This is a genomic window from Streptomyces sp. AMJ-169 (assembly GCF_055597585.1).
In genome coordinates, this window is the sequence record NZ_JBVLTJ010000032.1 from 1 (window position 1) to 26,462 (window position 26,462).

The window sequence follows — 26,462 nt, forward strand, 5'->3', positions numbered from 1 at the left end:
CCGCCCCATGCCAAGACCAACGAGCAGCCAAGCCGACAGTCACATGATCCGCCGGACAGCTCCTAGGGCCGGTCCCCGACCGGGACGCCCCCTAGGGATACTGGGCCCCATGACCCGCTTGATCCTCGCCACCCGTAACGCCGGCAAAATCACCGAGCTGAGGGCGATCCTCGCCGCCGCCGGGCTGCCGCACGAGCTGGTGGGCGCCGACGCCTACCCCGACGTCCCCGATGTGAAGGAGACCGGCGTCACCTTCGCCGAGAACGCGCTGCTGAAGGCGCACGCCCTGGCGCGGGCGACGGGTCTGCCGGCGGTCGCCGACGACTCCGGCCTCTGCGTCGATGTCCTCAACGGCGCCCCCGGCATCTTCTCCGCCCGCTGGTCCGGCCGTCACGGCGACGACAAGGCCAACCTCGAACTCCTCCTGGCCCAGCTGGCGGACATCGACGACGCCCACCGCTCAGCCCACTTCGCCTGCGCGGCAGCGCTCGCGTTGCCGGACGGCACGGAACGGGTGGTCGAGGGCCGCCTGAGGGGCGTACTCCGCCACACCCCGACCGGCACCGGCGGCTTCGGCTACGACCCGATCCTCCAGCCGGAGGGGGAGAGCAGGACGTGCGCGGAACTGACGGCGGCGGAGAAGAACGCGATCAGTCATCGGGGGGAGGCGTTCAGGGCACTGGTGCCGGTGGTGCGGGAGTTGGTGGGGTGAGACAGGAGGGCGCGGCACCCTGTGCGGGGCCGCGCCCTGAGCGTGGGGCCGACGAGATTCGAACTCGCACTGTCCACTACCTAAAAGTGGTGCCTCCTGCCTAGTTGGGCTACGGCCCCACATGCATCTTACCGGTGCCTGGCAAGTAGTTGCCGCTTGTCGCCTCCTCTGCACCACGTACTCGTGATCGCATGGCAGTTGGGGCACAACAACCGCAGATTCTCCTGCCGGTCGTCGCTCCAGTCCCCGCTGATGTGGTCGACCTCCAGGGTCATGGGCTTGCCGAGCCACTGAGGACTGACGCCGCAGCCGTCGCAGACCTCGGGCACGCCCACTTCGCGAAGTGCGCGGCGCAGTTGTGGGGTTCGGGTGCGGGATTTCCCTTCGTGCCGCACCAAGATCTGCTCCGGCCGCTTGCGCGGGTTGGCGCTGGGCTTCCCGAGCCGATGACCCTGGCCGAGGAAGTGTGCTGTCGACAGGTGCTCCTGGGCGATCCACTCACGCAGCATCGCGCGCTGGCTGCCGTTGCCGGGGCGCCCGAGGCGGGCCAGTACCTCGGCGATCGAGGTAGACGACTCGACCGCCGCACGCAAGGCGTCTCGCCCCGGCTTCGTGCGCCGCTTGGTGAGCCTGCCAAGGTGTCGGAAGTGCGAGACGTCGATACCGAAGTGCTCGAAACGCTTGTACAGATACCGGTGCAGGTTCCCGTAGGGCCTGGCGCCGAGGAAGGCGACGACCTCGTGCATGTCGGAGCAGCGAGTCGCCGCTTCGAGCAAGCGCTCCTTGGTGTATTGAACGCCGCTCACGAGTCGCTCCTGCCCCGACCGCGGTAAGTGTCCGTCGTCGAGTGGCAGTTGGGGCACAGCAGCCGCAGATTCCCGATGCTGTTGTTCCGCCAGTCGCCGTCGATGTGATCGACCTCCAAGGGCAGCGGTTCGCCGAGCCACACCCCCTCGTTGCCGCACTCGGCGCACTGCTCCGCCATGCCCACCTCGCGCAACATGCGCTTCAGGCGGCTGCTGGGGATTCGCCTGGCGCCGGCAGACACATCCTTGACCAGGATTTCCTCAGGAGCCCGGCGGGCTCTGCTCTGTCGGCCCGGAGTCTGGAAGTGCGAGGTGTCAATGCCGTACGCCTTGATGCGGCGGCTGATGTGGCTGTGCTGGCCGCCGACGACTTCCATGCCCAAGCACCTCAGCACCTCGCACATGCTCGTCGAAGCCGCCACAGCCTCTGTCAGGACTTCTCTCGTCCACTTCACGCCGCTCGGCTCGAAGTGGGAGATGTCCACGCCCAGCTTCTTCATCCGCTGCCGGACGTAACTCCGTGCGGAACTCCTCGTATCCACCCCCAACCTCTCACAAGCCTCCACAAGCGTCCGAGCCCCCCTCGCCGCCTCCTCCAACCGCTCCCTGCTGTACGCACTGCTCCCCACAGACACCCCCACAAAAGGCCGAATGTTCGCTTCTCGAACGGAACAACGACCCTCCGCCCCGACAGTCACGCCCGGAACGTAAATCGGCCCGCACCAGGGGAAACCGGTGCGGGCCGATGAAGCCGGTGTACGGAGGACTCAGATGCCGAGGTCCCTGATGATCTTCGCCACGTGCCCCGTCGCCTTCACGTTGTACAGGGCCCGTTCGACCTTGCCCTCCTCGTCCACGACGACCGTGGAGCGGATGACGCCGACGACCGTCTTGCCGTACAGCTTCTTCTCGCCGTACGCGCCGTACGCCTCCAGGACCTGCTTGTCGGGGTCGGCCAGGAGGGTCACGCCCAGGGACTCCTGCTCGCGGAACTTGGCGAGTTTCGCGGGCTGGTCGGGGGAGATGCCCAGGACGTCGTAGCCGGCGCCGGCGAGGAGTTCCAGGTTGTCGGTGAAGTCGCAGGCCTGCTTGGTGCAGCCGGGCGTCAGGGCCGCCGGGTAGAAGTAGACGATGACCTTGCGGCCCTTGTGGTCCGCCAGGGACACCTCGTTGCCGTCGGCGTCGGGGAGGGTGAAGGCGGGGGCCGGGTCACCGGGCTGGAGTCGCTCGCTCATCCGGCCAGCGTATCCGTACCCCCGGACGCGGCGGCCCCGGCCGTGCGCCGCGGCGAGAAGCTGACAGACTGTGCGGAACAAGACCCCCCAACAACGCATCAGCTTCACTTCGGAGGCCGAACGGTGGCGGACACTGCGGACACGCCGGACACGAGAACACCGGCGCAGATCGAGGCGGACATCAGGCGCCGTCGCGAAACGCTGGCCGAGACGCTCGACGAGATCGGGGTGCGCGTGCACCCCAAGACGATCGTCGGCGACGCCAAGGCCAAGGTCGTCGCCAACGTCGATCACACCCTGGGACGCGCGTACGTCCAGGTCAACCGCGTCGTCACCGACGTGACGGCCAAATTCACCGACGACACCGGCGCCCCCCGCGTCGAACGCATCGTCCCCGTCGCCCTCCTGGCCGTCGGCGTCGTGGGCCTGCTGATCGCGAGCACCCGGCGCCGCAAGGACTGACCCGGGGGCACACGGCGCGCGTGAAGGCGGGTAGGTTTACAAGGCGTGAGCGGCAAAAGTAACGAGCAGCACGACAAGCTTCCGATCCGGATGCTGCACGACCGGGTGCTGGTACGGCAGGACACCAGTGAGGGCGAGCGGCGGTCCGGCGGTGGCATCCTCATCCCGGCCACCGCGGCCGTCGGCCGCCGGCTGGCGTGGGCGGAGGTCGTCGCGGTCGGGCAGAACGTCCGTACCGTCGAGCCGGGCGACCGGGTCCTGTACGACCCCGAGGACCGTGCCGAGGTCGAGGTGCGCGGGGTGGCGTACGTGCTGATGCGCGAGCGTGATCTGCACGCCGTCGCCGCCGACCGCTTCGAGGGGTCCGAGGACTCCACCGGCCTGTATCTCTGAATCGACGGCAGAAGAGGGCTGGTGACTACGGTCACCAGCCCTCTTTGTCGTTTCTTTGCTACCTTCGAAGGAGTCCGCCCGACGAGACGCGCCGTACCGGGACCCCGTGACAGCACCAGGCGAAGACGACGCACCCCCGTTTCCGAGTCCTGCTCCGGAGGTGCCCCATGTCCTGGGTCCTGCTCGTCGTCGCCGGTCTGCTCGAAGTCGCCTGGTCGGTCGGTCTCAAGTACACCGACGGCTTCACCCGGCTCGTCCCCAGTCTCCTCACCGGCGCCGGCATCGTCACCAGCATGCTGCTGCTGTCGTACGCCGCCAAGTCCCTTCCCATCGGCACCGCTTACGGCGTGTGGGTCGGGATCGGGGCCGCCGGGGCGGCGGTGGTGGGGATGGCGGTGCTGGGAGAGCCGGTCACCGCCGCCCGCGTCTTCTTCGTCTCACTGCTGCTGATCGCCGTCGTGGGGCTGAAGGCGACCTCGGGTCACTGAGACCCCCTAGGGGACCTAGGGCCCCTACGACCCTTAGGTGCCCGGTGTCCCGCCCCCGGCCGACGTCCCCGCGGAACTCGACGTCCCGGCGGACGTGTCCCCGGCCGACGTCCCGGCCGAGGTGTCCCCCGACGACGTCCCGCTGCTCGTCCCCGCGGAGGTGTCCCCGGCGGACGTCCCGGACGACGTCCCCGACGACGTCGTCCCGGTCGTCCCCGAAGTCGTCGTCCCGCTGGACGTCGTCCCGGTCGTCCCCGAGGTCGTCGTACCGGGCGTGTTCCCGGCCGTCGTGCCCTGCGTCTGGCCCTGGGTCTGGCCCTGGTCGGTGGTGCCGTCCGTGGGGGTGGTGCCCTGGTCGGGGGTGGTGGCGGTGTCGGCGGGCTCCGAGGGCGGGGTCTCGACGGCGTCGGCGCCGTCCTGGAGGGTCAGGTCGAAGTCGCTGGCCGGGGTGCCCTTGAGGGCGGCCTTGGTGTACTGGGCCCAGATCTCGGTGGGCGCGCCGCCGCCGTTGACGCGGGCGAGGCCCATGGCGCCGTACAGGGACTTGTGGGCGGCCGTCTCGGGGTCCTGGCCCATGACGGCGACGACCGTCGCGAGGTCCGGGGTGTAGCCGGCGAACCAGGCGGCCTGGTCCTCCTCGGCGGTGCCGGTCTTGCCGGCGGCGGGGCGGTCGGCGGCCTGGGCGGCGGTGGCGGTGCCGTTCTCGACGACGCTCTGGAGGACGGCGGTGGTGGTGTCGGCGGCCTGGCGGCTGACGGCCTGGACCGTCTTCTGCGCGGGCAGCTCGATGTCCGTCCTGCCGTCCTTCGTGATCTTGTCGATCAGCGTGTATGTGCCGTGCTTGCCGTGGTTGGCGAGGGTCGCGTAGGCCTCCGCCATGTCGAGGACGCTGGCCGTCGCGACGCCGAGGGCGATGGACGGGGACGCGGTCAGCTCGGGGGTGGTGGAGGGCAGGCCGAGGGCGATCGCGGTGCTCTTGACCTTGTCGGAGCCGACGTCGACGGCCATCTGCGCGTACACCGCGTTGACGGACTTGTCGGTGGCCTGGCGGACGGTGATGTTGCCGTACGAGGTCTGGTCCTCGTTCTCCGGCGCGTACGTGCCGCCGTTCCAGCCCTGGACGGGGCGCTTGTTGGTGCCGTCGTAGAGGGTGTTCGGGGTGATCGCGCGGCCGTCCTGGGTCTGCGAGCCGTTGTCGACCGCCGAGGTGAAGACGAACGGCTTGAAGGTCGAGCCGACCTGGAAGTCCTGGCGGGTGGCGTTGTTCGTGTACTGCTTGATGTAGTCGATGCCGCCGTACATGGCGACGACCTTGCCCGTCTTCGGGTCGACGGAGGCGCCGCCCGCGCGGACGTAGTTGTCGACCTTGCGGTTCTTCTTGTCGAGCTTGCTCATCAGGTTGTCGTCCACGGCCTTGACGAACGCGTCCTGCCGCGACTTCACCAGCGTGGTCGTGATGCGGTAGCCGCCCGCGTCCAGCTGGTCGTCGGTGAGGATCTTGTTGTCCTTCAGGTAGTCCTTTATGGCGGTGACGATGTAGCCGCGCTGACCGGACATCCCGGTGGACGCGCCGCTGGACTCCAGCGGGGTCGGGAACGTGATCCCGGCCCGCTTGGACTCCTCCAGCCAGCCCTTCTTGACCATGCCGTCGAGGACGTAGTTCCAGCGCGCCAGGGCGGCCTGCTTGTTCTCGGGGTGCGCGATGACGTCGTACTCGCTCGGCGCGTTCAGCAGGGCGGCGAGGTAGGCGCCCTGGCCGGGGGTGAGGGCGACGGCGTCGACGCCGTAGTAGGCCTGGGCGGCGGCCTGGAGGCCGTAGGCGTTGCGGCCGAAGTAGCTGGTGTTGAGGTAGCCCTCCAGGATCTTGTCCTTGCTCTGCTCCTGGTCGAGCTTGATGGAGATGAAGAACTCCTTCACCTTGCGGGAGACCGTCTGCTCCTGCGCGAGGTAGTAGTTCTTCACGTACTGCTGCGTGATGGTCGAGCCGGACTGCTTGCCCTTGCCCGTCGCGGTGTTCCAGCCGGCGCGGAGCATCGCCTTGGGGTCGACGGCGGACTCGGTGTAGAAGTCGCGGTCCTCGGCGGCCAGCACCGCGTGCTGCGCGTCCTTGGAGACCTGCGCGAGGGTGACGTTCTCCCGGTTGACCTCGCCGTCACGGGCGATCTCGGTGCCGTCGGCGTACAGGTACAGGTTGGACTGCTTCGTGGCCAGCGCGTTGGCCGGGGGGATCTTCACCATCGAGTAGCCGAGGTAGAACAGGCCGGCCAGGGCGAGCACGCCCACGACGAAGAGGCCGAGCGTGATCCGCCACGTGGGGATCAGCCGGCGCCACCCCGTGCGCTTGCGCTTCTTGCCGCCCTCCGGGGCGTCCGGGACCGCCGGGGCGCCCGGGGCGTCGCCCGAGGCCTCTCTCGGTGCCCGTCCCTCGGGGCGCTGCGGCTGAGGCTCGTCGCTCATCTGTTGCTCGGACTCCTGTGCGTGCCTGGTGCTCTTGCCGTGTGACGTGTTTCGGTACGGCGTCACGCCGCTTGTGCGCGGCGGTGCGCGCCGCACCGATTTTCCCGCTTTTACCGCCTGCCCCTGAACTGAAGACTCCCGCGCCGCGCGAATCGTTCCCGGTGTTCGGCCACGCGAAGGTCACGAAAACGCGTGGCAGGCCGCCGGGGCCGCGCACTAGGCTCCTGCGCTTCGGCGCTTTTTGCGGGTTTCGGCGGGAGACGGGGAGCGGTTGCCGTGGGTTCGGCGCGGTTGTACGCGGCTGTCGCGGCCGGGGGTTTCCGAAGGTACGCGACCTACCGGGTGGCCACGGCCGCGGGGGTGTTCACCAACACCGTTTTCGGCCTCATCCTTGTCTATACGTATCTGGCGCTCTGGGACATCAAGCCACATCTCGGCGGATATGACCAGGCCCAGGCGGTCACGTACGTCTGGCTCGGCCAGGCCCTCTACGCCACGCTCGCGCTCCAGGGCGGCGGCATCGAGGGCGAGCTGATGGAGCGCGTCCGCACCGGCGCGGTCGCCGTCGACCTGTACCGCCCGGCCGACCTCCAGCTGTGGTGGCTCGCGAGCGACCTGGGGCGGGCCGGGTTCCAGCTGCTGGGCCGGGGTGTGGTCCCGTTCCTGGCCGGCGGCCTGCTGTTTCCCATGCGGCTGCCGGACGACCCCGTCCGCTGGCTGCTCTTCCTCTGCTCGCTCGTCCTCGCGGCCGTGGTGAGCTTCGGCATCCGCTTCCTCTTCGCGCTCAGCGGCTTCTGGCTGCTGGACGGGACCGGCGCGCTCCAGGTGATGATGATCACGGGGATGTTCTGCTCGGGGATGGCGCTGCCGCTCAACGCGTTCCCGGCGGCGCTGGGGGAGGTCGTACGGGTGCTGCCGTGGGCGGCGCAGCTCCAGATGCCGGCGGATCTGCTGCTGGGGGAGGCGTCGGCGGGGTCGGTGCTGGGGTTCCAGGCGGTGTGGGCGGTGGTGCTGCTCGTGGTGGGGCGGGGGCTGATGGCGGTGGCGGTGCGGAGGGTGGTGGTCCAGGGTGGGTGAGGGGTTGTACGGGAGGCTCCCCGGAGGGCTTTTCAGGCGGCCGGCCGAGGGGCTGCGGGCATATCGGATGATCGCCGGGATGTGGGTGCGCTCGACCCTCGCCTACCGGACGTCCTTCGTGCTGACGCTGGTGAGCGGGCTGCTGCTGACCGGCCTCGACTTCGTCTCGATCCTGCTGATGTTCTCGCAGGTGGACACCCTCGGCGGCTGGAGTCTGCCCGAGGTCGCGCTGCTGTACGGGCTGTCGGCGACCGCGTTCGGCCTCGCGGACCTGGCGCTGGGCTCGGTCAGCAGGATCGGCACCCGCGTGCGCGACGGCTCCCTCGACACCCTGCTGGTGCGCCCGGCGCCGGTGCTCGCCCAGGTCGCCGCCGACCGGTTCGCGCTGCGCCGGCTGGCCCGGATCCTCCAGGGCGGGCTGGTCCTGTCGTACGGGCTGACCGCCGTCGACTGGACGCTCCCGAGAGCCGCGCTGATCGCGGTGACGCTGCTGTCCGGCGGGGTGATCTTCTCGTCCGTGCTGGTCGTGGGCGGGGCGTTCCAGTTCGTCGCGCAGGACGCGGCGGAGGTGGAGAGCGCGTTCACGTACGGCGGCCAGACGATGCTCCAGTTCCCGCCGACGGTGTTCGGCAGGGAGCTGGTGCGGGGGGTGACGTTCGTCTTCCCGATCGCTTTCGTCAACTGGGTGCCCGCCGCTCATGTGTTGGGGCGGCCGTATCCGCTGGGGCTGCCGGGGTGGGCGGCCTGGGCGTCGCCGTTGGTGGCGGGGGTGTGCGCGGTGCTGGCGGGGGTGGCGTGGCGGGCGGGGCTGCGGTCGTATCGGAGCACAGGGAGCTGAGGCATGGGTGCGTTTGTCGATGAGGGTGGCTTCGGTGAAGGGCGTGACGGCGCGTTCATCGAGGTCGAGGGCGTCGAGAAGGTCTTCGACGTGCGCAAGAGGACCGGTTTCCTCAGGCGGGAGCGGTCGCGGGTGCGGGCGGTGGACTCGCTGTCGTTCACCGTCGCGCGCGGCGAGATGGTCGGGTACATCGGCCCGAACGGCGCGGGGAAGTCGACGACGATCAAGATGCTCACGGGAATCCTGATGCCCACCGCCGGCCGCCTGCGGGTAGCGGGCATCGACCCCGCCCGTGAACGCACGCGCCTGGCACACCGGATCGGGGTGGTGTTCGGCCAGCGTACGACCCTGTGGTGGGACCTCCCGCTGATCGACTCCTACCGCCTGATGCACCGCATGTACCGCATCCCGGACGCCCGTTACGCCGAGAACCTGGACCGCCTGGTCCAACTCCTCGGCCTGACCGACCTGTTGGAGCGTCCCGTACGCCAACTCTCCTTGGGTCAGCGGATGCGCGGCGACATCGCGGCGGCGCTGCTGCACGACCCCGAGGTGCTGTACCTCGACGAACCGACGATCGGCCTGGACGTCGTCTCCAAGGCCAAAGTCCGCGAGTTCCTGCGGGAGTTGAACACCGAGAGCGGGACGACGGTCCTGCTCACCACCCATGACCTCCAGGACATCGAGCAGTTGTGCCGCCGGGTGATGGTGATCGACCACGGCCGCATGATGTACGACGGTCCGCTCGCCGGGCTGCACGCGGCGGGCGAGAGCGAGCGCATCCTCGTCGTCGACCTCGAACGGGAGCTGCCCGCACTGGAGTTGGGGTCTGCCGCCCGGGTCGTACGGGTCGAGGGGCCCCGGCAGTGGCTGGCGTTCCCGGCGGGGGAGTCGGCGGCGCCGCTCGTCGCGCGGATCGCGGCGGAGTGTCCGCTGGTGGATCTGTCGGTGCGGGAGCCGGACATCGAGGCGGTGATCGCGCGGATGTATGCGGGGAGGGCGGGGGAGTGAGGGGGTCGTTCGGCGGGTGCGGGAACCATGTCGGTTCCGGGCCCGGGAACCATGCCGGTTGTTAAAGGGGCGGGCGTCGGAGTCGGGGGCGGTGCCGCGTAGTGTCCGGCGGCCGATGCTCGTAGGCTGGCCGTATGACCGACGATGCCCCGGAACTGCGCGCTTCGGACGCCGATCGAGAACGTGTCGCCGAGGTCCTGCGGGACGCCCTCGCGGAGGGCCGGCTCGACATGGAGGAGTTCGAGGAACGGCTGGAGGCGACCTACAAGGCGCGTACGTACGGGGAGTTGGCCCCGATCACGCGGGATCTGCCGACGCCGGGCGGGGTGCCGGTGCCGCCGGTCGCCGCGCGTCCGGCGACTCCGGTGAGTTTCGTCAAGGAGCCGGCCGAGGACGGGAGTTGGACGGGCCAGGTGGTCGGCGGCGGGGACGGTTCGCCGGGGTGGGCCGTCGCCGTGATGTCCGGGTTCCAGCGCAAGGGGCGCTGGCTGGTGCCCCGGCGGATGAACTGCGTCGCGTTCTGGGGCGGCGGCGAGATCGATCTGCGGGAGGCGGACTTCTCGGCCGGCGAGGTCGAGATCAACTGTGTGGCGATCATGGGCGGGCTCGAGGTGATCGTCCCGCCGGGGGTCGAGGTCGTCGTCAAGGGCATCGGGATCATGGGCGGGTTCGAGCACCCCGACGGCGGGACGGTGGCTGCGCCGGGCGCGCCCCGGGTGGTGGTCAGCGGGTTCGCGTTCTGGGGCGGGGTGAGTGTCGAGCGGAAGAAGACCCGGGCGGCGCTGCGGCAGGAGAAGCTGGAGCGGAAGGCGGCGCGGCGGAGGGTCGTCGACGATCTGCTGGGCACCGGCGGGGAGCGGCGGGCGCTGGAGGGGCATCGGGCGCATGACGTGCTGCGGGATCTGCTGGGGGAGCCGGGGGAGCGGCGTGAGCGGGAGCGCAGGGAGCACGGGGACCGCTGGGACCACCGGGATCGCCGGGGGCATCGGGACCGCCGTGAGGACTGAGGATCACCCTCGCGAGTGACCTCCCGGCCGGCCGGGAACCCTCCCGGAACCTCTCCCGTTCCATGAGCAGGGCAAGAAGGGACAATGGGGAGGAGATCACCGACCGGGTGGAGCCGATGGAACGCCGCGAACGGGATGTACGGGAAGTGGATACAGGGGGGACGACCCCGTCGTACCGCACGATGACCGCTTTCACGCCTGCCGATGAGGAGCGTCGGCAAGGTGTGCGGCGGATGAAGCTCACCGCGACCGCGCTGCTGCTCTTCGTGGCCGTCGTCTATGTCCTCGCGAAGTGGGCCGGGCATCAGGGCGCGGGCGCGTGGGCGGAGTACGTCGCGGCGGCGGCCGAGGCCGGGATGGTCGGCGCGCTGGCCGACTGGTTCGCGGTCACCGCCCTTTTCCGCCACCCCTTGGGCCTGCCCATCCCGCACACGGCGATCATCCCCACCAAGAAGGACGCCCTGGGCGTGTCGCTCGGCGAGTTCGTCGGCGAGAACTTCCTCTCCGAGGACGTCGTACGCCAGCGCCTGCGCGCCGTGGGCATCGGCAGCCGGCTCGGCACGTGGCTCGCCGAACCGCAGAACGCCGACCGGGTCACCGCCGAACTCGCCACCGCCCTGCGCGGCGCTCTTGCGGTCCTGCGTGACTCCGACGTCCAGGCGGTCGTAGGGGAGGCGATCACGCGCCGCGCGAACGCCCAGGAGATCGCTCCCGGCATAGGCAAGATGCTGGAGAAGGTCGTCGCCGACGGCGGCCACAAGCGCGCGGTGGACCTGATCGTCGCCCGCGCGTACGACTGGCTGGTGCTGCACGGGGACTCCGTCATGGACGCCGTCGAGGGCGGGGCGCCCGGCTGGACGCCCCGGTTCGTCGACAAGCGCATCGGTGAGCGCGTCTACAAGGAGCTGCTGCGCTTCTGCGCCGAGATGCGGGACATGCCCGCGCATCCCGCGCGCGGGGCCCTCGACCGCTTCCTCGCCGACTTCGCCGCCGACCTCCAGTCCGACACGGACGTCCGCGCGCGGGTGGAGCGGCTCAAGGGCGAGGTGCTCGGCCGGGGCGAGGTCCAGGACCTCATCGCGTCCGCCTGGACCGCCGTCCGCTCCATGATCGTCGCCGCCGCCGAGGACGAGCGCAGTGAGCTGCGGCTGCGGGTGCGGGCGTCGCTGCTGTCGCTCGGGGCACGGATGGCCGTGGAGCCCGGGGTGCAGCAGAAGGTGGACGGGTGGGTCGAGGGGGCGGCCGTGCACGTCGTGACGACGTACCGCGACGAGATCACCTCGCTCATCACGGACACCGTCGCGGGCTGGGACGCGGAGCACACGACGCGGAAGATCGAGGCGCACATCGGGCGGGATCTTCAGTTCATCCGGATCAACGGGACGGTGGTGGGGGCGCTGGCGGGGGTGGTCATCTATTCGGTGTCCCGGGTGCTGGGGGCTTGAGGGGGGTGGGGGGTCGAGGCGTCGGGGGAGTAGGGGGGCCGGTGCTGGGGCTGCGTGGGCTGCGTACGGCGTCGTAGGAGGAGGAAGCCGCCGGCGAGGGTGGCCAGGGCGGTGGCGGTGGCCCAGGGGAGGAGGTTCTCGGAGGAGCCGGTGGCGGCGAGGTCGGGTTTGTCGGAGGGGGTGGTTTCTGTGCCGGTCTGCGGGCCGGCGTCGGCCGAGGGGGAGGCGGACGGGGCGGCGGGGGAGCCCTGGGATTGTGGGGAGCCGGCGGTGACGATGGCCCGGTCTCGGGTGAACGCCAGGGTGCCGAAGCCGAGTTGGTCGTAGCCGCCGCTGTTGGGGCCGTAGTCCCCGCCGCCGCCCTCGGGGGCCGCCTTCGCGGCGATGCGGGTGACGTAGGAGGCGTCGAGGCCGCGCCGCTTGGTGTAGTGGTTGGCGATCATCGCCCAGACCGGGCGGGTCATGTTCGGGTCGACGCCGGCCGCGGCGGTGGCCGTCTCGGAGCCGGACCAGCCGTTGACCGCGCCCTTGCGGCGGGTGTTGGCGGTGTAGGGGACCGCTTCGCCGAGGCACCACTTGGCGACGTACTGGGCGCCCTTGAGGAAGCGGTTGTCGTCGTGGCCGTACAGGTCGATGCCCTGGTTCCAGGCCATCTCGCAGAACGTGCCCATCAGTCCGACACCGAGGAGGCTGTGCCCCTGGTCGCGGCCGGCCTCCAGCCATTCGGCGAGGCCGTCCTCGCGTACGACGGGGATGGCGTTGCGGAGCGCGCCGAGCCCGGCGCCGTTCTTGAAGTAGTCGACGGCGCGGGCGACTTGGGCGGTGTCGTCGCAGAAGATGCCGGTGGCCAGGACGCAGGTCATCGCCGTCAGGTCCCAGTTGGGCCAGTAGTTGGTGACGACGGCGTCGTTGTGCTTGACCAGGAAGCTGTCGCTGAGGGGTGCGAAGACATTCCGGAGCAGGTGCTGGAAGCGTTCCAGCTCGAACTCCGGGTGGTCGCGGACCAGTTCGGCGGCGTTCGCGGCCTGGTAGCCGTAGAGTCCGGCGGCGAGGAAGCGGTCGGCGGAGCCTTGCAGTGAAGTGAGGGTGGCCGACCAGGAGTTGAGGATCGCGACCGCGGTCGCGGCGTGCGCCTCCTCGCCGGTGATGTGGTGGCGCAGGGCGTTCTGGTAGGCCGCGTGGAGGTCGTTGTAGAGGAGCGTGTAGTTCTGCGGGGAGCCGGCGCCTCGGTAGACGGTTTCCTGGGGGCGGGGGGTCCAGTCGGTCTGGGAGTGCCGGTTGGCGGCGAGTCTGTCGTAACCGGCTTTGTAGGGGGCCGAGTTGGCCTTGACCTTGGTGGCCATGCGGGTGAGGTCGGGGTGGGTGTGGAGGAGGCCGGGGTGGGTGTACGTGGTCGCGGCTGTGGCTGGGGTGGGGAGGGTGGGGGTGGTGGCGAGGGTCGCGGTGGTGAGGGTGGTGGCTTTGAGGAGGGTTCTGCGGGTGAGGTGCATGGGGGTGGGGACGGGGTGGGGGTGGGGGGATAACGAAAAGTGGGGGGCTTGGGGGAGGGGCGGGGGCTTTGGAGGGGGTGGTTGGGGAGTTTGGGTGGGGGTGGCGAGGGCTGTGTGGGGTGGGGTTGGGCTGGGCCGTGCGGGGTGGGGGGTGGTTGGGGTGCGTGGGGTGGGGGCCCACGCGGGGCCGTCGTACGGAGTCTCTGCGGGGCCGCCGGAGAGGGGCCCGCACAGGTCCGTCGTGCGGAGCCCCTGCGGGGCTGTCGGAAGGGGCCTGCGCAGGTCCGCCGTGCGAAGTCTCCGCCGTCGGCCCGCCGGAAAGCTCCCGTACAAAGGCCCCGCGCACCCCCCGCCGAAAAGGCCTCCGCAAGCCCCGCCGGGCCAAGCCAGACTGACCCCATGGACGGCGACGGACGATTCCGCACGATGATCACCCCTGAGGGCACCCGGATCGCCTACCGTGACGAGTCCCCTCGTACCGCGCCCGCCGGCCCCCCTTTCCTCCTCCTTCACGGCCTGGCCGGCCACATGGGCGAATGGGACGATCTGACGTCCCGCCTCCTGAAGACGAACCACCGAGTGATCCGCTACGACGCACCTGCCCACGGCCACAGCACCCCCACCCCACCGGACATGACCCGCGAATCGGCAGCGAGAGACGCGTCAACGCTCTTGAACGAGCTGGGAGTTACCCGAGCAATCCTGGTAGGCCAGTCAATGGGAGGAGTGACGGCTCTCCTGACGGCGGCGGCGAACCCGGCGCTGGCGGAGGCCCTGATCCTGATAGAGGCGGGCCCGGCGAAAGCGGCCCCCACCCTCCCGGCATCCATAGCCGACTGGCTGGACCACACCCCGTCCCCATACGCCCCGCACCTCCCGCCGTCCCGCCCCATGATGATCGCCGCAGCCAAATCCCTGACCCTCCGCGACCGCTGGGAGGAGTGGGGGCGGGTGGAGTGTCCGGCGCTGGTGGTGCGGGGCGGTCGCGGGACGATGCCGGCGGGGGAGGCAGCCGAGATGCTGACACGGCGGCCTGCCCGGACTCGGGTGATGGTTGTTTCTGAGGCCGGGCATGACGTGCATCTGGATCGGGCGGGGGAGCTGTATGAGGTGATCGCGGGGTTTGTTGACGGGCTACTTGAGTGAGGGGCTAGCTCTTGATCGTGGCGTAAGTACTGACGTCAGCTGGGAGTTCGTATGAGAGATCCCACGTGATAGCCATAGGTTTGCTGCCGGTGTGCTCGACGTAGCTGGCTGGCCCCAAGAACATCCATGGCTCGGACTTACCGATAGGGTTTTTCTTGTAACGGCGCAGGAAGAGCAGGATGTGGCTGCCTTCCTTGGCATGGTTTTGGTAACGCAGGCCAGTCCGAGAGCTTTCTGGCGTGATGCTCTGCGACTCCCAGTGAAACTCGGTCGGGCTGATGGCGTAGTCCTTATAGCGGACGGTGGGGGAGAATTCTCGTTCGTCTTTCTCCAACGTGATCAGCAAGGCATCACTCTTGAAATCCTCCGCCCAGGTAACCCCTTGCGAAAAGTCCCCGGGCAGCTGACCGCCCAAACGTGCCACATTAAGCGCAGCGAGGATCTCCGAGCGATTGTATGCGCTATGAACCTTTAGTGGAAGACGGCTGAAAGGGCCGCTCGTTGAGATGGGGAAATGGTCCGCGCGATCGAGAACGTACGACAGGACTTGCCGGAGCTCATCTCGGAACAGCCACTGGACGCGCAGTGACGCCAACCCCTCGCGGTAACTAGTGAAGCCACCTGCTTTGTCCCACAAGTTAAAGAAAAGCATGCGGCCGTAGGATTGATCGGCTGGGGACAGTGCGTCGTAATCGGGGGCACTGTCGGAGAGGAAACGAAGGTAAGCGTTGGCGCGCTCCGGGTCATCCACGTGAAGGAAGGCATGGACGCGCTTAAGGAGCGCCTCTTCGCCGGGCAGCGGAGCATCCTTGATGACGCCGGCCTTCCGGAGTGAATTGGTCCAGGAGTTTCTGTTCTTGTACAACTCCTCGATGTCTCGCCCGCTCTCCTGGAGATATGGCACCAGCCGGGGGGTGTTGTAGGCGTTGATCTCTATTGCCAACGTCGTGATGGTGGCGTTGATCTGAGTGCGAATGTTATCGAGGATCAGCTCCTTGGATTTTCCCTCCAGGGTGATCTTGCAGTCGGACGGGTGCGGGAAGTCCCGTTCAATGTTGTCGATGAGGCGCTTACGGGACAGGTTGGTCAGGGCGCGGAACTGATTCTCGAATCGGAACTCTGCCCGATGCTGACCAATAAAGTCCAGGACTTTCAGCACTGACTTGTTTGCGGTGCGACGCAGTCCGCGTCCCAGCTGCTGAAGGAAGATGGTCGCGCTGTTCGTGGGGCGGAGCAGGAGTAGCGTATCGACGTCGGGGATGTCCAGACCTTCATTGAACAGGTCGACGGAGAAGATGACTTGAACTCTTCCGGCCTTCAAGTCCGCTAGCGTTTGCTCTCGTTCAGCGGAGGGCGATTCACTGTCGAGTGCTGCGGCACGAATCCCTACCGCGTTGAACTGCTGGGCCATGAAGTGCGCATGCTTCTTGGTTACGCAGAAGCCCAGAGCGCGCATGGTCGCAGGGTCGGCGACTTTCTCCCTTACCTGCTTGATGACAAGTGAGGCTCGGTCGGTGTTGGCCGCAAGGATATGGCTGAGCTCATCACGGTAGTAGGCGCCCGACTTCCACTTCACTTGCGAGAGGTTGGTTCCGTCCGGGATGCCGAAGTAGTGGAACGGGCAGAGCAGGTCGGCTTCGAGGGCCTCCCAGAGTCGCATCTCAGCTGCGATCCGGCCATCGAAGAACTCGTCCTGTACGTTGTGCCCGTCCATTCGCTCTGGGGTAGCCGTGAGGCCAAGAAGTTCGGCCGGCTTGAAGTGGTGAAGGACTCGGCGGTAGGTGTTCGCCGTAGCGTGATGGAACTCGTCGATCACAATGATGTCGAAGTTTTCAGGCGCAAGCTGTTCCAGTCGCTGAAGGTTGAGCGACTGGACGCTGGCGAATACGTGATCCCAGTCGCTGGGCTCTTCTCCGCTGTGGAGCAACTCACCGAAAGAAGCGTCGCCGAGGACCTCTTGGTACTTACGGAGTGACTGCTTCAGGATCTCTTTTCGATGGGCTACGAAGAGGAGTCGGGGAAGTTTTCCCCCTTGCCGGTCACATAGGTCGAGGTAGTCCAGTGCGGCCATGACCGTCTTGCCAGTGCCCGTGGCTGCGACTAGGAGGTTTTCGTGGTTGTTCCGAAGCTCCCGCTCGATGCGTAGCCGCTCCAGCATGTCTTTCTGGTGGGGATAAGGGTGAACCTTACGTCCGGAAAGGCTGGCCCCGGGGATGTCTTCCGACACTTTTCCTCCTGCTCGGGCGTCGAGCGTCCCCCTCGAACGCTCGGTGCGGCACGACCAGTTAACCGCAGCGCTCGTCGATGCTGGAGGCGGCTCCGCGGCTGCTCGTGGCGTTCTTCAGGGGGCGTTGTCAGTGGCGTCTGATCTGATAGTCACACAAGCGGTCGAAGGTGGAGGGTGCGATGACGGACAGGCAGGACTTTCTTGAGCGGATCGGACGGCTGCGCCCCGAGGAGGACTCGACGGGCGACGTACCGCTCCGCCTCCCGCTGCTTGCGATCTGGAACGTCACACAGGCGCTACACGGCCGTCAGCGGCAACAACCTTGGTCCGCGGTCAAGCAGCAAGTAATGCCTCTCCTTCAGGAGTTCGCAGGTACCGAGAGCGAGCGGGACCTCATGAAGTCGCTCCGCACTCTTCGCGGGCGGGGGCTGTGGGAGGTTGCTGGGGCCGAGACGGGATCACTGACACTCGTCGAGCTGGAACTGGCGGACTCTCTCGCGGGGTTGCCGCAGCAGGAGTATGACCTGCTGGCCGACGACCGAGAGTTGGCGCTCCAAGCCATCGGTAACCTCATCGTGCGTTTCTTCATCGACGAAGCCGGCCCGCTCCTGGTAGCTCTAGAGCTACCAGAACATTCGGTCGAGCAACTCAGCTCTTTCCTGCGCCCGTTCATTGGCGAGGTGTATGACAGCCGAACCGCCATCAAGGATGTCTATAGCGGAAACGGCGTCGCAGGGATCACCCCGCTCGCCGACGGAATCCTTACGGTCTACTCAGACGAAGATGGCCCTTACGCAGACCATCACATGCTGGATACGGGATTTATTTCCTACGTTGGCGATGGCCTGCGCGGCGATCAGGAAATGAAGAGCGGCAACAAGTCCATGCAGAAGTACCAGAAAGAGGAGAGGGCTCTTCGGTACTGGCATCGGCCGTATAGGGGGAATTGGTCCTTCGAAGCGTGGGTCGTCATCGTTGACTGTCATCGGCGATGGGGGGAGGGCGAAGACAAGAAGTGGCGCCGAGAGTACGTGTGGGTTCTTGCCCCGGTCCCTTCACCCGCGCGCGAGTCGTGGCCTCCTAACGTTCTTGAGGCTCTCGGAGAAGACGACAAGCTTGTCCATGATCTCACTGGCGAGATTGTCCCGCTTGGGGCAGAGCAGGCAGCGGGTAAGAAGAAGGTCAGTCCCAAAGATCGGTACCGGCAATTGACTGAAGCTGCCCGTAAAGCACAAGCCGGCCGCGATAAGCCGTCCAAGAAAGAGATGATCGAGAAGTACTTCCGATCGGCTGCTGCGCGCGCGGCAGTGATCGTACGCAGCGAAGGCCGCTGCGAAAACCCTGGCTGCCTTGGCCACCCCCTTGAGCTCACCACGAATAACTTGCCCATTCTGGACGTGGATCACGTAAACGGGCTGGCTCGTACAGGTCAGGACACTCCGGAGTACATGATCGCTCTCTGCCCCAACTGTCATGCCCTCAAGACGCGCGGAAAGAACCGCCGCGAATTGGAGAAGAAGCTTCGCATCGAAGCTAAGCGGCTGCACAAGCAAATGAAATGAAGCTCGCGCTAAAACCTAGGTCGATCCGGCACCGGACACCGGATCGACCTAGCTAAGCGTCAGTCTCGGTCCGCCCCATGACACTCCCCATACAACCCCCCCGCCCCACACCAACACCCCTCCCCCCACCCCGGCGGCCACCCCACCGCCCGCCCCCGCGCGGCCAACGTCGTCGCATACTGCGGCAACAACGCCCCCTCCGCCGGCGACCCCCCCTCGGACGCGGCGAACGCCTCGTACGACGGAACGGTCCCGGTCACGATGCCGAGATTCGCCGTCCCGGAAGCGGCGAGTTCGCGGAGGGAGGACTCTATGGTCGCCAAGTGGGCGGCGTGGGAGGGGTATTCCTCCGCCAGAGCCGGATACGCCGCCAGCAGCTCCCCCAGCTCCCCCTCCGGCCAGTGCAGCACCGCCACCGGGAACGGCCGGGACAGCGCCTCGCGGTACGCGCCCAGCTCCGCCCGCAGCCGCGAGATCTCCGCCGCCAGCTCCGCCGGATTCTCGGAGCCCAGGGACCAGACCCGCTTGGGATCGTGCAGCTCGTCCAGGGAGACCGGCGCGGAGTTCACGGTGTCGGCCAGCGCGTCCCACTCGTCGTGCCCCGCCCCCAGCATCCGCCGCACCCGGTGACGGCCGAACAGCAGCGGATGCGTGGCGTACGACGGCCGCTCGACGCCCGTCAGCAGCAGCCGCGCGCCCTCGGTGAACGTCTCCTCGGCCTGCTCCAGCTCGTCGTGCGCCTCCAGGGCCTCCGCGACGATCACCCAGGGCGCCGGGTCGCGCGGGGCGGTCGTACGGATGCCGTCGATGATGGCGCGGGCCTCGGCCTCATGGCCGTACTCCCACAGGTTCGCCGCCTTCAGCGCGCGCACCAGCTGCGGGGAGTCCAGCCGCTCGGGAGCGGCCAGCAGGCGGTCGTAGAGGGCGGTCGCGCGCGGGCGGTCGGCCGCCAGCTCCAGATGGGCCGCGGCCTGCAACAGCAACGGCTCCGCGTCCTCCGGATACAGACCGGCGGTCCGTTCCAGGCGGGCGGCTTCGGCGGTGTGGTCGACGTTCTCGGCAGGCGTGTCGGGGCGCATGCACGACACCGTACTGCCCGCCACTGACAAAGGGGGGAAATCCCCAGGCCGGGGGAGGGGGCCAGGGGAGGGAGACCGCCCGGTACGCCTACGACGCCCCGGCCCCGGCCGACTCCGGCGGCCGACCCTCCCCGCAACCTCTACCCCTCTACGCCCTTACGCCACCACCCCATCGATCTGCAACGTCTGCACCGACTTCGCCGCGAACGACACCGCCACCTTCTTCGAGCTCACGAACGTGTCCGAGTAAGCCTTGTACATGTCACCCCCCGTGGTGACCGTGTTCCACCGCGGCACCAGCCCCCCGGAACCCCCCGCCACCGTCGTGAACGCCGACAGATCGAACGTCAGCGTCTGCGCGGAGCTCGCCGTGTTCGCGGCGACGATCACCAGCCGCCGCGCCGACCGGTCGTACGCGGCGACCGCGTTGTCCGCCCCCGTGTCGATGATCGTCATCCCCGGCCGGATGTGCCGGCTGAACTGGGCCATGACGTAGTACTTCGGCTGCACGGCGCCGGCGGCCAGCGTGCTCGCGTCGTACGTGATCATCGCCCAGCCCGCCGACGGGTCCATGACCTGCCAGTACACCCACGCCGTCGGGTGCAGCCAGCGGAAGTCGGTGAGGAGGTTGCTCGCCATGGTGAGGCCGGTGCCGTCGCTGTCGCCGGTCTCGGAGTTCCACAGCTTCTTGCCGGAGGTGGTCACAACGTCCGTGTACAGCAGGTCCCTTCGGCCGCCGGAGCCCTGGTAGCCGTGGACGTTGACCTGGTCGACGTACCCCTTGGTCGTCGACGAGAACGCGGCCCAGGTGCTGCGCGCCGTGTCGTAGGTGTTCTCGTCGCTCGCCGCGATCTTCACGCCGGTCAGCCCGCGGCTGTTCAACTCGCTGCGCAGGTAGGGGAGTACGGCGGTCTGGACGGTGGAGTCCATGCGGCAGCCCTCCTGGGTGCCGTTGGCCTTCCACCAGGACGCCGACGGCTCGTTGAAGGCCTCGACCGTCGAGAAGTTCACGCCCCAGTTGTTCTTGGCGTACAGGGCAACTGCCGCCAGATGCGAGGCGTGTTGGCGGTAGTTCCAGGTCTGGAGGTTGTTGCCGCCGTCGGCCGCGCCGGACGGGTTGTGGTTCGAACACATCCACCACATCGGCGAGTTGGCGAACAGCTCGGTCGTCGCGCCGCGCGCCACCGCCTTCGTCAGCATGGACCGCTGCGTCGCGTCCGCCGTCCACTTCCAGGACGACGACGTCGGGTCCTCGCTCGTCCAGTCCTGCCAGTACCCCTCGATCTGCTTGAACGCGGGGATGTTGGCGGACGCGACCATGCTCTCGCCGCTCACCGAGTTCGAACTGCACGCGCCCAGGTTGTAGCGGGCGATGTTCAGCCCGAGGCCCGGCAGCGAAGTGCTGTTGTACGTCACGGAGTTGGTGGTGAAGAACGCGTCCGCGAAGTCGGTCCGGTTGCCGAAGACGTTCGCCCACCAGGCCAGCGACGTGCCCCAGCCCTCCCAGGTGCCGTACGAGGTGGAGGGGCCGAAGGCGATCGTCGCGTCGGCGTGGGCCGTGCCGGCGGCCAGTGCGGTGCCGAGGAACGCGCCTCCCGTGGCGGCCAGCAGGGTTCTGCGTCGGATCATGGCAACTCCGCTTCGAATGGGCGTCGGCCGGGGGTCGACGTGGGGGTGCGGGCCGGTCGTCCCCGCCGGCCCTGTGTGGGGTGTGACAGGAAGCATCAGGCGTGTCCCGCGGTTTGTCGAGAGTTATGACACCCCTTTCACAAACCTATGGAAAAAGGGTTCGGCCGGACGAACGGCAGTCACCCCGCGTACGGCTCTGGCGGCCTCGCCGCCCGTCCTCTACGGTGCCCACCCCGGCCTTCGGAGGTGCCCGCCCGCGTGCCACGCCGTTTCCTCTGGACCACCGCCGAACTCCTCGTCACCGCAGGCGTATTGGTCCTCCTCCTCGTCATCCACCAGCTCTGGTGGACCAATTGGGACACCCACCGCGCCTCCGAACGCCAAGTCCGGTCCCTGGAAAGGGAATGGGGGCAACCGGGGCAGGGGCAGGGGGAATTGGACGGCCAGGCGGCCGGTCCCGGCAACTCGGCCGGGGGGTACGTCAGTTCGGGCCGGATGGCCGTCCCCGACTCCCATCCGTACGCCGTCCTCGTCGTCCCCCGCCTCTCCCTCCGCGTCCCCGTCGCCGAAGGGGTCGGCAAGCGGGACGTCCTCGACAAGGGGTACGCCGGGCACTACCCCGGCACCCAACAGCCCGGCCAGCAGGGCAACTTCGCGCTCGCCGGGCACCGCAACACCCACGGCGAGCCCTTCCGCCGCCTCGACCGGCTCCGGCCGCGGGACACCGTCCGCGTCGAGACGGCCGACGCGGTCTACACCTACGCCGTCGGCCAGGTCCTCCCGCAGACCTCCGCCCACGACTCCGGCGTCCTGCGCCCGGTGCCCCGCTCCCTCGCCCACCCCGCCTACGGGTACGCCGCCCCCGCCGCCTACCTCACCCTCACGACCTGCACGCCGGAGTACACCTCGCGGTACCGGCTGGTGGTGTGGGGGGTGTTGGTGGCGGTGCGGGGGCGGTGACCGGAGACCCGCCCGGCGGCCTGGAGGGAGCGGCGGGAAAAAAGTTCTCCGGCGGCGGGAACTCCGGCTCGGGCCCGTTCGTCATCGAAGTACGGGCCGCCGACCAGCGGTCCGTCCAAAGCGACAGAGCGACAAGGCGGGCCAGGTCCAGTCGGCATCGGCGACGCCGGACCACGCAAGAGAGGGGGGAGGCCATGAACCGCGGCGACCGATTCCAGTTCACCGTCCGCCGCGCAGCCCTGCTCTCCGTCCTCCTCCTCGGCGCCGTCATGGTCGACTCCGGCCCCCTCTCCGCGGCCCTCGCCCTAGCCGCGGCGGCCGGCAGCGCCTTCGCCCTGTGCCGCCTCGCCGCCGCCCGCTCCGCCCCGGCCGTGCCCCCGACCCGGGTGCGTACGGCGATACGCGACCGGGCCCGACGTACGGCCTTCCTCGCTCAGCGTGACCCCGATGCCTCGGGCCGCCCCCGGCCCCGAGCCCCAGGCCGCGCCCTCCGGACGACGTCCGCGTAAGGCGCGCCCCCGCCCGGGTCACCAGCTCAGGACACGTGTGCCGCACGCGGGTCGTCATGCCGTCAGCGCTGCTCCCAGACAGCGCGGTTGCCGACCACACCGGCACGACGAGACCCCCGGAGGGCTCCTCACCCATGTCCGTCCTCGCAACCTTCGTCGAGCGGTTCGCCGACCTGCTCGCACCGCTGTTCCACGCGTCGGCCGCGGCTGCCGCGATCGTCCTGCTCACCGCTCTCGTACGACTGCTCGTCCACCCGCTGTCCCGGGCGGCGGTGCGCGGGCAGAAGGCGCGGACGGCGTTGCAGCCGAGGATCGCCGAGCTGCGGGAGGAGCACGGCGAGGACCCCGAGCGGTTCCAGCGGGCGGTGCGGGAGCTGCATGCGCGGGAGAAGGTGTCCCCGCTGGCGGGCTGCCTGCCGAGCCTGCTGCAACTGCCCGTGTTCTTCGCGCTGTACCACCTCTTCTCCAGCCCGACGCTGGGCGGCGAGGCCAACGGCCTGCTGGGGCACCGGCTGTTCGCCGCCCCGCTGGGGGCGCGCTGGGCCGACGCCCTCGGGGACGGCGGGCTGTTCGGGGCGGCCGGACTCGTCTACCTCGGCCTGTTCGCCCTGGTCGCGGTGGTGGCGACGGGCGGCTACCGGCTGAGCAGGCGGTCGATGACCCAGAACGCGCCGGCCGGGGGCGCGGGCGGGAGCGGGGGCGGGCAGGAGGTGCCCGGGATCGGGGCCGTGCTGAAGGCGATGCCGTTCATGTCGTACTTCACGCTGGTCAGCGTGGCCGTCGTACCGCTGGCCGCCGCGCTGTACATCGTGACCAGCACCGCCTGGGGGACCGCCGAGCGGGCGCTGCTCCACAGCTGAGGTCCAGTACGTGAACGGGGTCTTGCCGAGTGAATCGTGAGGCTGGAGGATCAGGAGACATCCGATGAATAGCGGGAACATCCGGAGCCGGGAGAAGTCATGAAGCTGTTGCGAGTCGGTACGGCGGGCGCGGAGCGGCCCGCGCTGCTCGACGCGGAGGGGACCCTGCGGGATCTCTCGGGGGTCGTCGGTGACATCGACGGCGCGCTGCTCGCGGACGGCGCGGCGCTCGCGCGGCTGCGGGAGGCCGCCGACGGAGGTCAACTCCCGGAGCTGGACGCCGACTTGAGGGTCGGTCCGCCGCTCGGGCGGATCGGGAAGATCGTATGCATCGGGCTCAACTACCACGACCACGCCCGGGAGACCGGTGCCGAGCCGCCCGCCGAGCCGGTCGTCTTCTTCAAGGCGCCGGACACGGTCGTCGGCCCGCAGGACACCGTGCTCGTGCCGCGCGGGTCGGTGAAGACCGACTGGGAGGTCGAGCTGGCGGTCGTCATCGGCCGTACCGCCCGCTATCTGGAGTCCGCCGCCGACGGGCTCGCCCATGTCGGCGGGTACGCGATCTCGCACGACGTGTCCGAGCGGGAGTTCCAGATCGAGCGGGGCGGGACCTGGGACAAGGGGAAGAACTGCGAGACGTTCAACCCGCTGGGGCCGTGGCTGGTGACCGCCGACGAGGTGCCCGACCCGCAGACGCTCGGGCTGCGGCTGTGGGTCAACGGCGAGCTGCGGCAGGACGGCACGACCGCCGAGCAGATCTTCCCCGTCGGCGAAGTCGTGCGCTACGTAAGCCAGTTCATGACCCTCTACCCCGGGGACGTCATCAACACCGGTACGCCCGCCGGGGTCGCGCTGGGGATGCCCGAGCCCAAGCCCTATCTGCGGGCCGGGGACGTCGTGGAGCTGGAGATCGAGGGCCTCGGGAGCCAGCGGCAGGAGTTCAAGGACGCCTGAGTGCCTTACAGATCAAGGTAGTTCTCCAGCGCCTCGACCACGAACCGGTGGTCCGCCAGCTGCGGCAGCCCCGACACCGTCACCGCCCCGATCACCCCGGCCCCCTCGACGGTGATCGGGAACGACCCGCCGTGGGCGGCGTACCGGTCCGGATCGAGCCGGGACGACTCCTCGAACGTCGTCCCCTTGGCCCGGAACCGCGTCCCCACCAGGTACGACGCACAGCCGTACCGCTCGACGACCCGCCGCTTGCGGGCGATCCAGGCGTCGTTGTCGGGGGCCGAGCCGGGCAGCGCGGCGTGGAAGAGCTGCTGGCCCGCGCGGTGGATGTCGATGGCGACGGGCGCCTGCCGCTCCCGGGCCAGCCCGACCAGCAGCGAACCGAGCGCCCAGGCGTCGTCGTAGGTGAACCGCCGGAAGACCAGGCGGCGTTCCTGCGCCTCCAACTCGGCGATGCTCGGGGTGATTTCGGGGGTGGTCGTCACAGGTTCACCGCCACCGCGTCGCGCGCCGAACGGCGGGCCGCCTCCAGCACGTCCAGAGCGGCGGCGGCCTCGCCGGCCGTCACCGGGTTCGGCCCGTCGCCGGCCAGCGCCCGCGCGATCGCCGCGTAGTACGCCGGGTAGTCCCCGGGCAGCGTCGGTACGGCCGCGCCGCCGCCGCTCACCGGCGACTCCCCGGCGCCGAGCCGCCCCCACAGCTCCTCGGGCTCGACGCCCCAGCCGGGCCCGGGCCGCACTCCCTCGCGCAACGCCGCCTCCTGCGGGTCGAGGCCGTACTTCACATAGCCCGCCTTCGAGCCCAACACCCTGAAACGCGGGCCGAGTTGGGCGGTCGTCGCGGAGGCGTACAGGTGTGAGCGGACGCCGCTCGCGTGGGTGATCGCGATGAACGTGTCGTCGTCCACCTCCGCGCCCGGACGGCGTACGTCGGCCTCGGCGTACACCGACACGGCCGGGCCGAACAGCACCAGCGCCTGGTCGACGACGTGACTGCCGAGGTCGTACAGCAGACCTCCGATCTCTGCCGGATCGCCGGACTCGCGCCAGCCGCCCTTCGGCTCCGGGCGCCAGCGCTCGAAGCGGGACTCGAACCGCCAGACGTCCCCCAACTCGCCCTCGGCCAGCAGCTTCTGGAGGGTGAGGAAGTCGTTGTCCCAGCGCCGGTTCTGGAAGACGGACAGCAGCAGTCCGCGCTCCTCGGCCAGGGCCGCCAGCGCGCGGGCCTCCTCCGCCGTGCCCGCGACCGGCTTGTCGACGACGGCCGGGAGCCCCGCGTCCAGGGCGGCGGTCGCGAGCGCGACATGCGTCCGGTTCGGGGAGGCGATCACCAGCAGATCCAGGTCGGCGGCGCGTGCGAGCAGCTCGTCGGCGCTCGCCACGACCCGCGCGCCCGGGTGCGCGGCGCGCGCCTGCGCCTGCCGCTGCGGGTTCGCCGTGACGACCGTGTCGAGGGTCATCCCCTCGGTGGCGGCGATCAGCGGGGCGTGGAAGACGGAGCCCGCGAGGCCGTAGCCGACCAGGCCCACGCGGAGGGGGTTCGCAGCACCAGTACTCATGCTCTCCACTTTCGCAACGCTGTTGCCAAAGTGCAAGCGGGCGGGAGAATGGTGGCGTGAACAGGACCAGTGGACTCGGCCGTGTGTCTCCTTCCGCGCCGGCGGGCGGGGGTGTTTCCGCCGGCGCGCCTGCGTTGGGCGGCGCCAATCTCCTCGCGTTGCGCGGGCACAATGCCGCGCTCGTGCTCGATCTGCTGCGGGCGGCCGGTCCGGCCGGCATCAGCCGCCTCGAACTCGCCGACCGGACCGGGCTCACTCCGCAGGCGGTCAGCAAGATCACTGCTCGGTTGCGGGAGGAGGGGCTGGCGACGGAGGCCGGCCATCGGGCTTCCACCGGTGGCAAGCCTCGTACCGTCCTGCGGTTGGTGCCTGATGCGGGGCATGCGGTGGGGGTGCATCTCGATCGGGACGAGTTGCGGGTGGTGCTTGTGCGGCTGGATGGGAGGGTTGTGGGGGAGCGGCGGGTTGAGGTGGATTTGGGGGCGGGGGCGGGGGAGGTTGTTGCGGGGGTGGTTCGGGAGGTGGGGGGGATTTGTGGGGTGGGGGGTGTGGGGGGT

25 protein-coding genes, 1 tRNA gene, 1 pseudogene and 1 riboswitch are annotated in these 26,462 nt (G+C 69.2%); of the genes and pseudogenes, 16 read left to right on the top strand and 11 right to left on the bottom strand.

The genetic code is table 11. From position 1 onward, the window contains the following. Positions 1 to 109 precede the first annotated feature (109 nt). Positions 110 to 712, top strand: a complete 603-nt coding sequence (gene rdgB / locus ACYUD3_RS38290; RefSeq protein ID WP_470981062.1) for an RdgB/HAM1 family non-canonical purine NTP pyrophosphatase — start codon at positions 110 to 112, stop codon at positions 710 to 712. A 43-nt stretch (positions 713 to 755) separates the two neighbouring features. On the opposite strand, the gene ACYUD3_RS38295 is transcribed toward rdgB, so the two are convergent. The 4 genes from ACYUD3_RS38295 to bcp all read right to left on the bottom strand — a co-directional run bounded on the left by ACYUD3_RS38295 (position 756) and on the right by bcp (position 2,753). After that, positions 756 to 831: transfer RNA gene (locus ACYUD3_RS38295), tRNA-Leu, on the bottom strand. Between the two features lie 9 nt (positions 832 to 840). Next, the gene (locus ACYUD3_RS38300; RefSeq protein ID WP_470981065.1) at positions 841 to 1,518 is read right to left on the bottom strand and encodes an HNH endonuclease; all 678 of its coding nucleotides are present in this window, start codon (positions 1,516 to 1,518) and stop codon (positions 841 to 843) included. Continuing rightward, complete coding sequence (locus ACYUD3_RS38305; RefSeq protein ID WP_470981125.1) at positions 1,515 to 2,147, bottom strand: HNH endonuclease signature motif containing protein; 633 nt, start codon at positions 2,145 to 2,147, stop codon at positions 1,515 to 1,517. The genes ACYUD3_RS38300 and ACYUD3_RS38305 overlap by 4 nt, the downstream gene beginning before the upstream one ends. A 138-nt stretch (positions 2,148 to 2,285) precedes the next feature. Continuing rightward, a complete protein-coding gene (gene bcp, locus ACYUD3_RS38310) occupies positions 2,286 to 2,753 on the bottom strand; it encodes a thioredoxin-dependent thiol peroxidase (RefSeq protein WP_470981068.1) in 468 nt (155 codons plus the stop codon). 123 nt (positions 2,754 to 2,876) lie between these two features. Between bcp and ACYUD3_RS38315 the strand changes: the two genes are divergently transcribed. The 3 genes from ACYUD3_RS38315 (at position 2,877) to sugE (ending at position 4,096) form a co-directional block, all read left to right on the top strand. Continuing rightward, entirely contained in the window at positions 2,877 to 3,215 is a 339-nt protein-coding gene (locus ACYUD3_RS38315) for a DUF3618 domain-containing protein (RefSeq protein ID WP_470981071.1), read from the top strand. 90 nt (positions 3,216 to 3,305) lie between these two features. Then, positions 3,306 to 3,608 (top strand): GroES family chaperonin, encoded by a 303-nt coding sequence (locus ACYUD3_RS38320; RefSeq protein WP_125517739.1) that lies wholly within the window; start codon positions 3,306 to 3,308, stop codon positions 3,606 to 3,608. 52 nt (positions 3,609 to 3,660) lie between these two features. Further along, a riboswitch (guanidine-III (ykkC-III) riboswitch) is annotated at positions 3,661 to 3,743 on the top strand. A gap of 32 nt (positions 3,744 to 3,775) precedes the next feature. Then, positions 3,776 to 4,096, top strand: coding sequence for a quaternary ammonium compound efflux SMR transporter SugE (gene sugE / locus ACYUD3_RS38325; RefSeq protein WP_470981074.1), 321 nt, complete (start codon positions 3,776 to 3,778; stop codon positions 4,094 to 4,096). Between the two features lie 33 nt (positions 4,097 to 4,129). Here sugE and ACYUD3_RS38330 read toward each other — a convergent pair whose 3' ends face one another. Continuing rightward, positions 4,130 to 6,553, bottom strand: a complete 2,424-nt coding sequence (locus ACYUD3_RS38330; RefSeq protein WP_470981076.1) for a transglycosylase domain-containing protein — start codon at positions 6,551 to 6,553, stop codon at positions 4,130 to 4,132. 276 nt (positions 6,554 to 6,829) lie between these two features. Here ACYUD3_RS38330 and ACYUD3_RS38335 point away from each other — a divergent pair, with 276 nt between their 5' ends. The 5 genes from ACYUD3_RS38335 to ACYUD3_RS38355 all read left to right on the top strand — a co-directional run bounded on the left by ACYUD3_RS38335 (position 6,830) and on the right by ACYUD3_RS38355 (position 11,931). After that, positions 6,830 to 7,630 (top strand): ABC transporter permease, encoded by an 801-nt coding sequence (locus ACYUD3_RS38335; protein WP_470981078.1) that lies wholly within the window; start codon positions 6,830 to 6,832, stop codon positions 7,628 to 7,630. A gap of 67 nt (positions 7,631 to 7,697) precedes the next feature. Then, entirely contained in the window at positions 7,698 to 8,468 is a 771-nt protein-coding gene (locus ACYUD3_RS38340; protein ID WP_470981081.1) for an ABC transporter permease, read from the top strand. Between the two features lie 3 nt (positions 8,469 to 8,471). Further along, positions 8,472 to 9,479 carry an ABC transporter ATP-binding protein gene (locus ACYUD3_RS38345; protein WP_470981084.1) on the top strand — a complete coding sequence of 336 codons (1,008 nt, stop codon included), beginning with the start codon at positions 8,472 to 8,474 and terminating at the stop codon, positions 9,477 to 9,479. Positions 9,480 to 9,613: 134 nt separating this feature from the next. Next, a complete protein-coding gene (locus tag ACYUD3_RS38350) occupies positions 9,614 to 10,486 on the top strand; it encodes a DUF1707 SHOCT-like domain-containing protein (protein WP_470981087.1) in 873 nt (290 codons plus the stop codon). A 116-nt stretch (positions 10,487 to 10,602) separates the two neighbouring features. Further along, a complete protein-coding gene (locus ACYUD3_RS38355; RefSeq protein WP_470981128.1) occupies positions 10,603 to 11,931 on the top strand; it encodes a DUF445 domain-containing protein in 1,329 nt (442 codons plus the stop codon). Here the strand turns inward: ACYUD3_RS38355 and ACYUD3_RS38360 are convergent. Beyond that, positions 11,901 to 13,421 carry an alginate lyase family protein gene (locus ACYUD3_RS38360; protein WP_470981090.1) on the bottom strand — a complete coding sequence of 507 codons (1,521 nt, stop codon included), beginning with the start codon at positions 13,419 to 13,421 and terminating at the stop codon, positions 11,901 to 11,903. The genes ACYUD3_RS38355 and ACYUD3_RS38360 overlap by 31 nt on opposite strands. A 399-nt stretch (positions 13,422 to 13,820) precedes the next feature. Between ACYUD3_RS38360 and ACYUD3_RS38365 the strand changes: the two genes are divergently transcribed. Continuing rightward, positions 13,821 to 14,567, top strand: a complete 747-nt coding sequence (locus ACYUD3_RS38365) for an alpha/beta fold hydrolase (protein WP_470981092.1) — start codon at positions 13,821 to 13,823, stop codon at positions 14,565 to 14,567. Between the two features lie 4 nt (positions 14,568 to 14,571). Here ACYUD3_RS38365 and ACYUD3_RS38370 read toward each other — a convergent pair. After that, positions 14,572 to 16,812, bottom strand: a pseudogene (locus ACYUD3_RS38370) (DUF3427 domain-containing protein); the annotation flags it as partial. Positions 16,813 to 16,973: 161 nt separating this feature from the next. Between ACYUD3_RS38370 and ACYUD3_RS38375 the strand changes: the two are divergent. Next, positions 16,974 to 18,356, top strand: a complete 1,383-nt coding sequence (locus tag ACYUD3_RS38375; RefSeq protein ID WP_470981095.1) for an HNH endonuclease signature motif containing protein — start codon at positions 16,974 to 16,976, stop codon at positions 18,354 to 18,356. Positions 18,357 to 18,415: 59 nt separating this feature from the next. Here ACYUD3_RS38375 and ACYUD3_RS38380 read toward each other — a convergent pair whose 3' ends face one another. Beyond that, on the bottom strand, positions 18,416 to 19,435 hold the full coding sequence (locus ACYUD3_RS38380; RefSeq protein ID WP_470981098.1) for a hypothetical protein: 1,020 nt from the start codon (positions 19,433 to 19,435) through the stop codon (positions 18,416 to 18,418). A 156-nt stretch (positions 19,436 to 19,591) separates the two neighbouring features. After that, positions 19,592 to 21,064, bottom strand: coding sequence for a glycoside hydrolase (locus ACYUD3_RS38385; protein WP_470981101.1), 1,473 nt, complete (start codon positions 21,062 to 21,064; stop codon positions 19,592 to 19,594). Between the two features lie 258 nt (positions 21,065 to 21,322). On the opposite strand from ACYUD3_RS38385, the gene ACYUD3_RS38390 reads away from it, so the two are divergent. From ACYUD3_RS38390 to ACYUD3_RS38405, 4 genes are all read left to right on the top strand, one after another. Then, a complete protein-coding gene (locus ACYUD3_RS38390; protein ID WP_470981104.1) occupies positions 21,323 to 22,024 on the top strand; it encodes a class E sortase in 702 nt (233 codons plus the stop codon). 194 nt (positions 22,025 to 22,218) lie between these two features. Then, positions 22,219 to 22,533, top strand: coding sequence for a DUF6412 domain-containing protein (locus tag ACYUD3_RS38395; RefSeq protein ID WP_470981107.1), 315 nt, complete (start codon positions 22,219 to 22,221; stop codon positions 22,531 to 22,533). A 134-nt stretch (positions 22,534 to 22,667) separates the two neighbouring features. Then, positions 22,668 to 23,393, top strand: coding sequence for a YidC/Oxa1 family membrane protein insertase (locus ACYUD3_RS38400; protein WP_470981110.1), 726 nt, complete (start codon positions 22,668 to 22,670; stop codon positions 23,391 to 23,393). 99 nt (positions 23,394 to 23,492) lie between these two features. Beyond that, entirely contained in the window at positions 23,493 to 24,347 is an 855-nt protein-coding gene (locus ACYUD3_RS38405) for a fumarylacetoacetate hydrolase family protein (RefSeq protein WP_470981113.1), read from the top strand. A 5-nt stretch (positions 24,348 to 24,352) separates the two neighbouring features. Here the strand turns inward: ACYUD3_RS38405 and ACYUD3_RS38410 are convergent, their stop codons facing one another. Both ACYUD3_RS38410 and ACYUD3_RS38415 read right to left on the bottom strand, forming a co-directional pair. Then, the gene (locus tag ACYUD3_RS38410; protein ID WP_470981116.1) at positions 24,353 to 24,832 is read right to left on the bottom strand and encodes a heme-degrading domain-containing protein; all 480 of its coding nucleotides are present in this window, start codon (positions 24,830 to 24,832) and stop codon (positions 24,353 to 24,355) included. Further along, positions 24,829 to 25,905 carry a Gfo/Idh/MocA family protein gene (locus tag ACYUD3_RS38415; RefSeq protein ID WP_470981119.1) on the bottom strand — a complete coding sequence of 359 codons (1,077 nt, stop codon included), beginning with the start codon at positions 25,903 to 25,905 and terminating at the stop codon, positions 24,829 to 24,831. The genes ACYUD3_RS38410 and ACYUD3_RS38415 overlap by 4 nt, the downstream gene beginning before the upstream one ends. Positions 25,906 to 25,961: 56 nt before the next feature. Between ACYUD3_RS38415 and ACYUD3_RS38420 the strand changes: the two genes are divergently transcribed. Further along, positions 25,962 to 26,462 (top strand): winged helix-turn-helix transcriptional regulator (locus ACYUD3_RS38420; RefSeq protein ID WP_470981122.1); only part of this gene is annotated, 501 nt, incomplete at its 3' end.

Excerpts from the sequence above, each read along its gene's own strand:
- rdgB (WP_470981062.1), top strand. The coding sequence starts at position 110 with ATGACCCGCTTGATCCTCGCCACCCGTAACGCCGGCAAAATCACCGAG.
- bcp (WP_470981068.1), bottom strand. The coding sequence starts at position 2,753 with ATGAGCGAGCGACTCCAGCCCGGTGACCCGGCCCCCGCCTTCACCCTC.
- ACYUD3_RS38320 (WP_125517739.1), top strand. The coding sequence starts at position 3,306 with ATGCTGCACGACCGGGTGCTGGTACGGCAGGACACCAGTGAGGGCGAG.
- sugE (WP_470981074.1), top strand. The coding sequence starts at position 3,776 with ATGTCCTGGGTCCTGCTCGTCGTCGCCGGTCTGCTCGAAGTCGCCTGG.
- ACYUD3_RS38330 (WP_470981076.1), bottom strand. The coding sequence starts at position 6,553 with ATGAGCGACGAGCCTCAGCCGCAGCGCCCCGAGGGACGGGCACCGAGA.
- ACYUD3_RS38340 (WP_470981081.1), top strand. The coding sequence starts at position 7,698 with ATGATCGCCGGGATGTGGGTGCGCTCGACCCTCGCCTACCGGACGTCC.
- ACYUD3_RS38345 (WP_470981084.1), top strand. The coding sequence starts at position 8,472 with ATGGGTGCGTTTGTCGATGAGGGTGGCTTCGGTGAAGGGCGTGACGGC.
- ACYUD3_RS38350 (WP_470981087.1), top strand. The coding sequence starts at position 9,614 with ATGACCGACGATGCCCCGGAACTGCGCGCTTCGGACGCCGATCGAGAA.
- ACYUD3_RS38355 (WP_470981128.1), top strand. The coding sequence starts at position 10,603 with ATGGAACGCCGCGAACGGGATGTACGGGAAGTGGATACAGGGGGGACG.
- ACYUD3_RS38360 (WP_470981090.1), bottom strand. The coding sequence starts at position 13,421 with ATGCACCTCACCCGCAGAACCCTCCTCAAAGCCACCACCCTCACCACC.
- ACYUD3_RS38365 (WP_470981092.1), top strand. The coding sequence starts at position 13,821 with ATGGACGGCGACGGACGATTCCGCACGATGATCACCCCTGAGGGCACC.
- ACYUD3_RS38375 (WP_470981095.1), top strand. The coding sequence starts at position 16,974 with ATGACGGACAGGCAGGACTTTCTTGAGCGGATCGGACGGCTGCGCCCC.
- ACYUD3_RS38380 (WP_470981098.1), bottom strand. The coding sequence starts at position 19,435 with ATGCGCCCCGACACGCCTGCCGAGAACGTCGACCACACCGCCGAAGCC.
- ACYUD3_RS38385 (WP_470981101.1), bottom strand. The coding sequence starts at position 21,064 with ATGATCCGACGCAGAACCCTGCTGGCCGCCACGGGAGGCGCGTTCCTC.
- ACYUD3_RS38395 (WP_470981107.1), top strand. The coding sequence starts at position 22,219 with ATGAACCGCGGCGACCGATTCCAGTTCACCGTCCGCCGCGCAGCCCTG.
- ACYUD3_RS38400 (WP_470981110.1), top strand. The coding sequence starts at position 22,668 with ATGTCCGTCCTCGCAACCTTCGTCGAGCGGTTCGCCGACCTGCTCGCA.
- ACYUD3_RS38405 (WP_470981113.1), top strand. The coding sequence starts at position 23,493 with ATGAAGCTGTTGCGAGTCGGTACGGCGGGCGCGGAGCGGCCCGCGCTG.
- ACYUD3_RS38415 (WP_470981119.1), bottom strand. The coding sequence starts at position 25,905 with ATGAGTACTGGTGCTGCGAACCCCCTCCGCGTGGGCCTGGTCGGCTAC.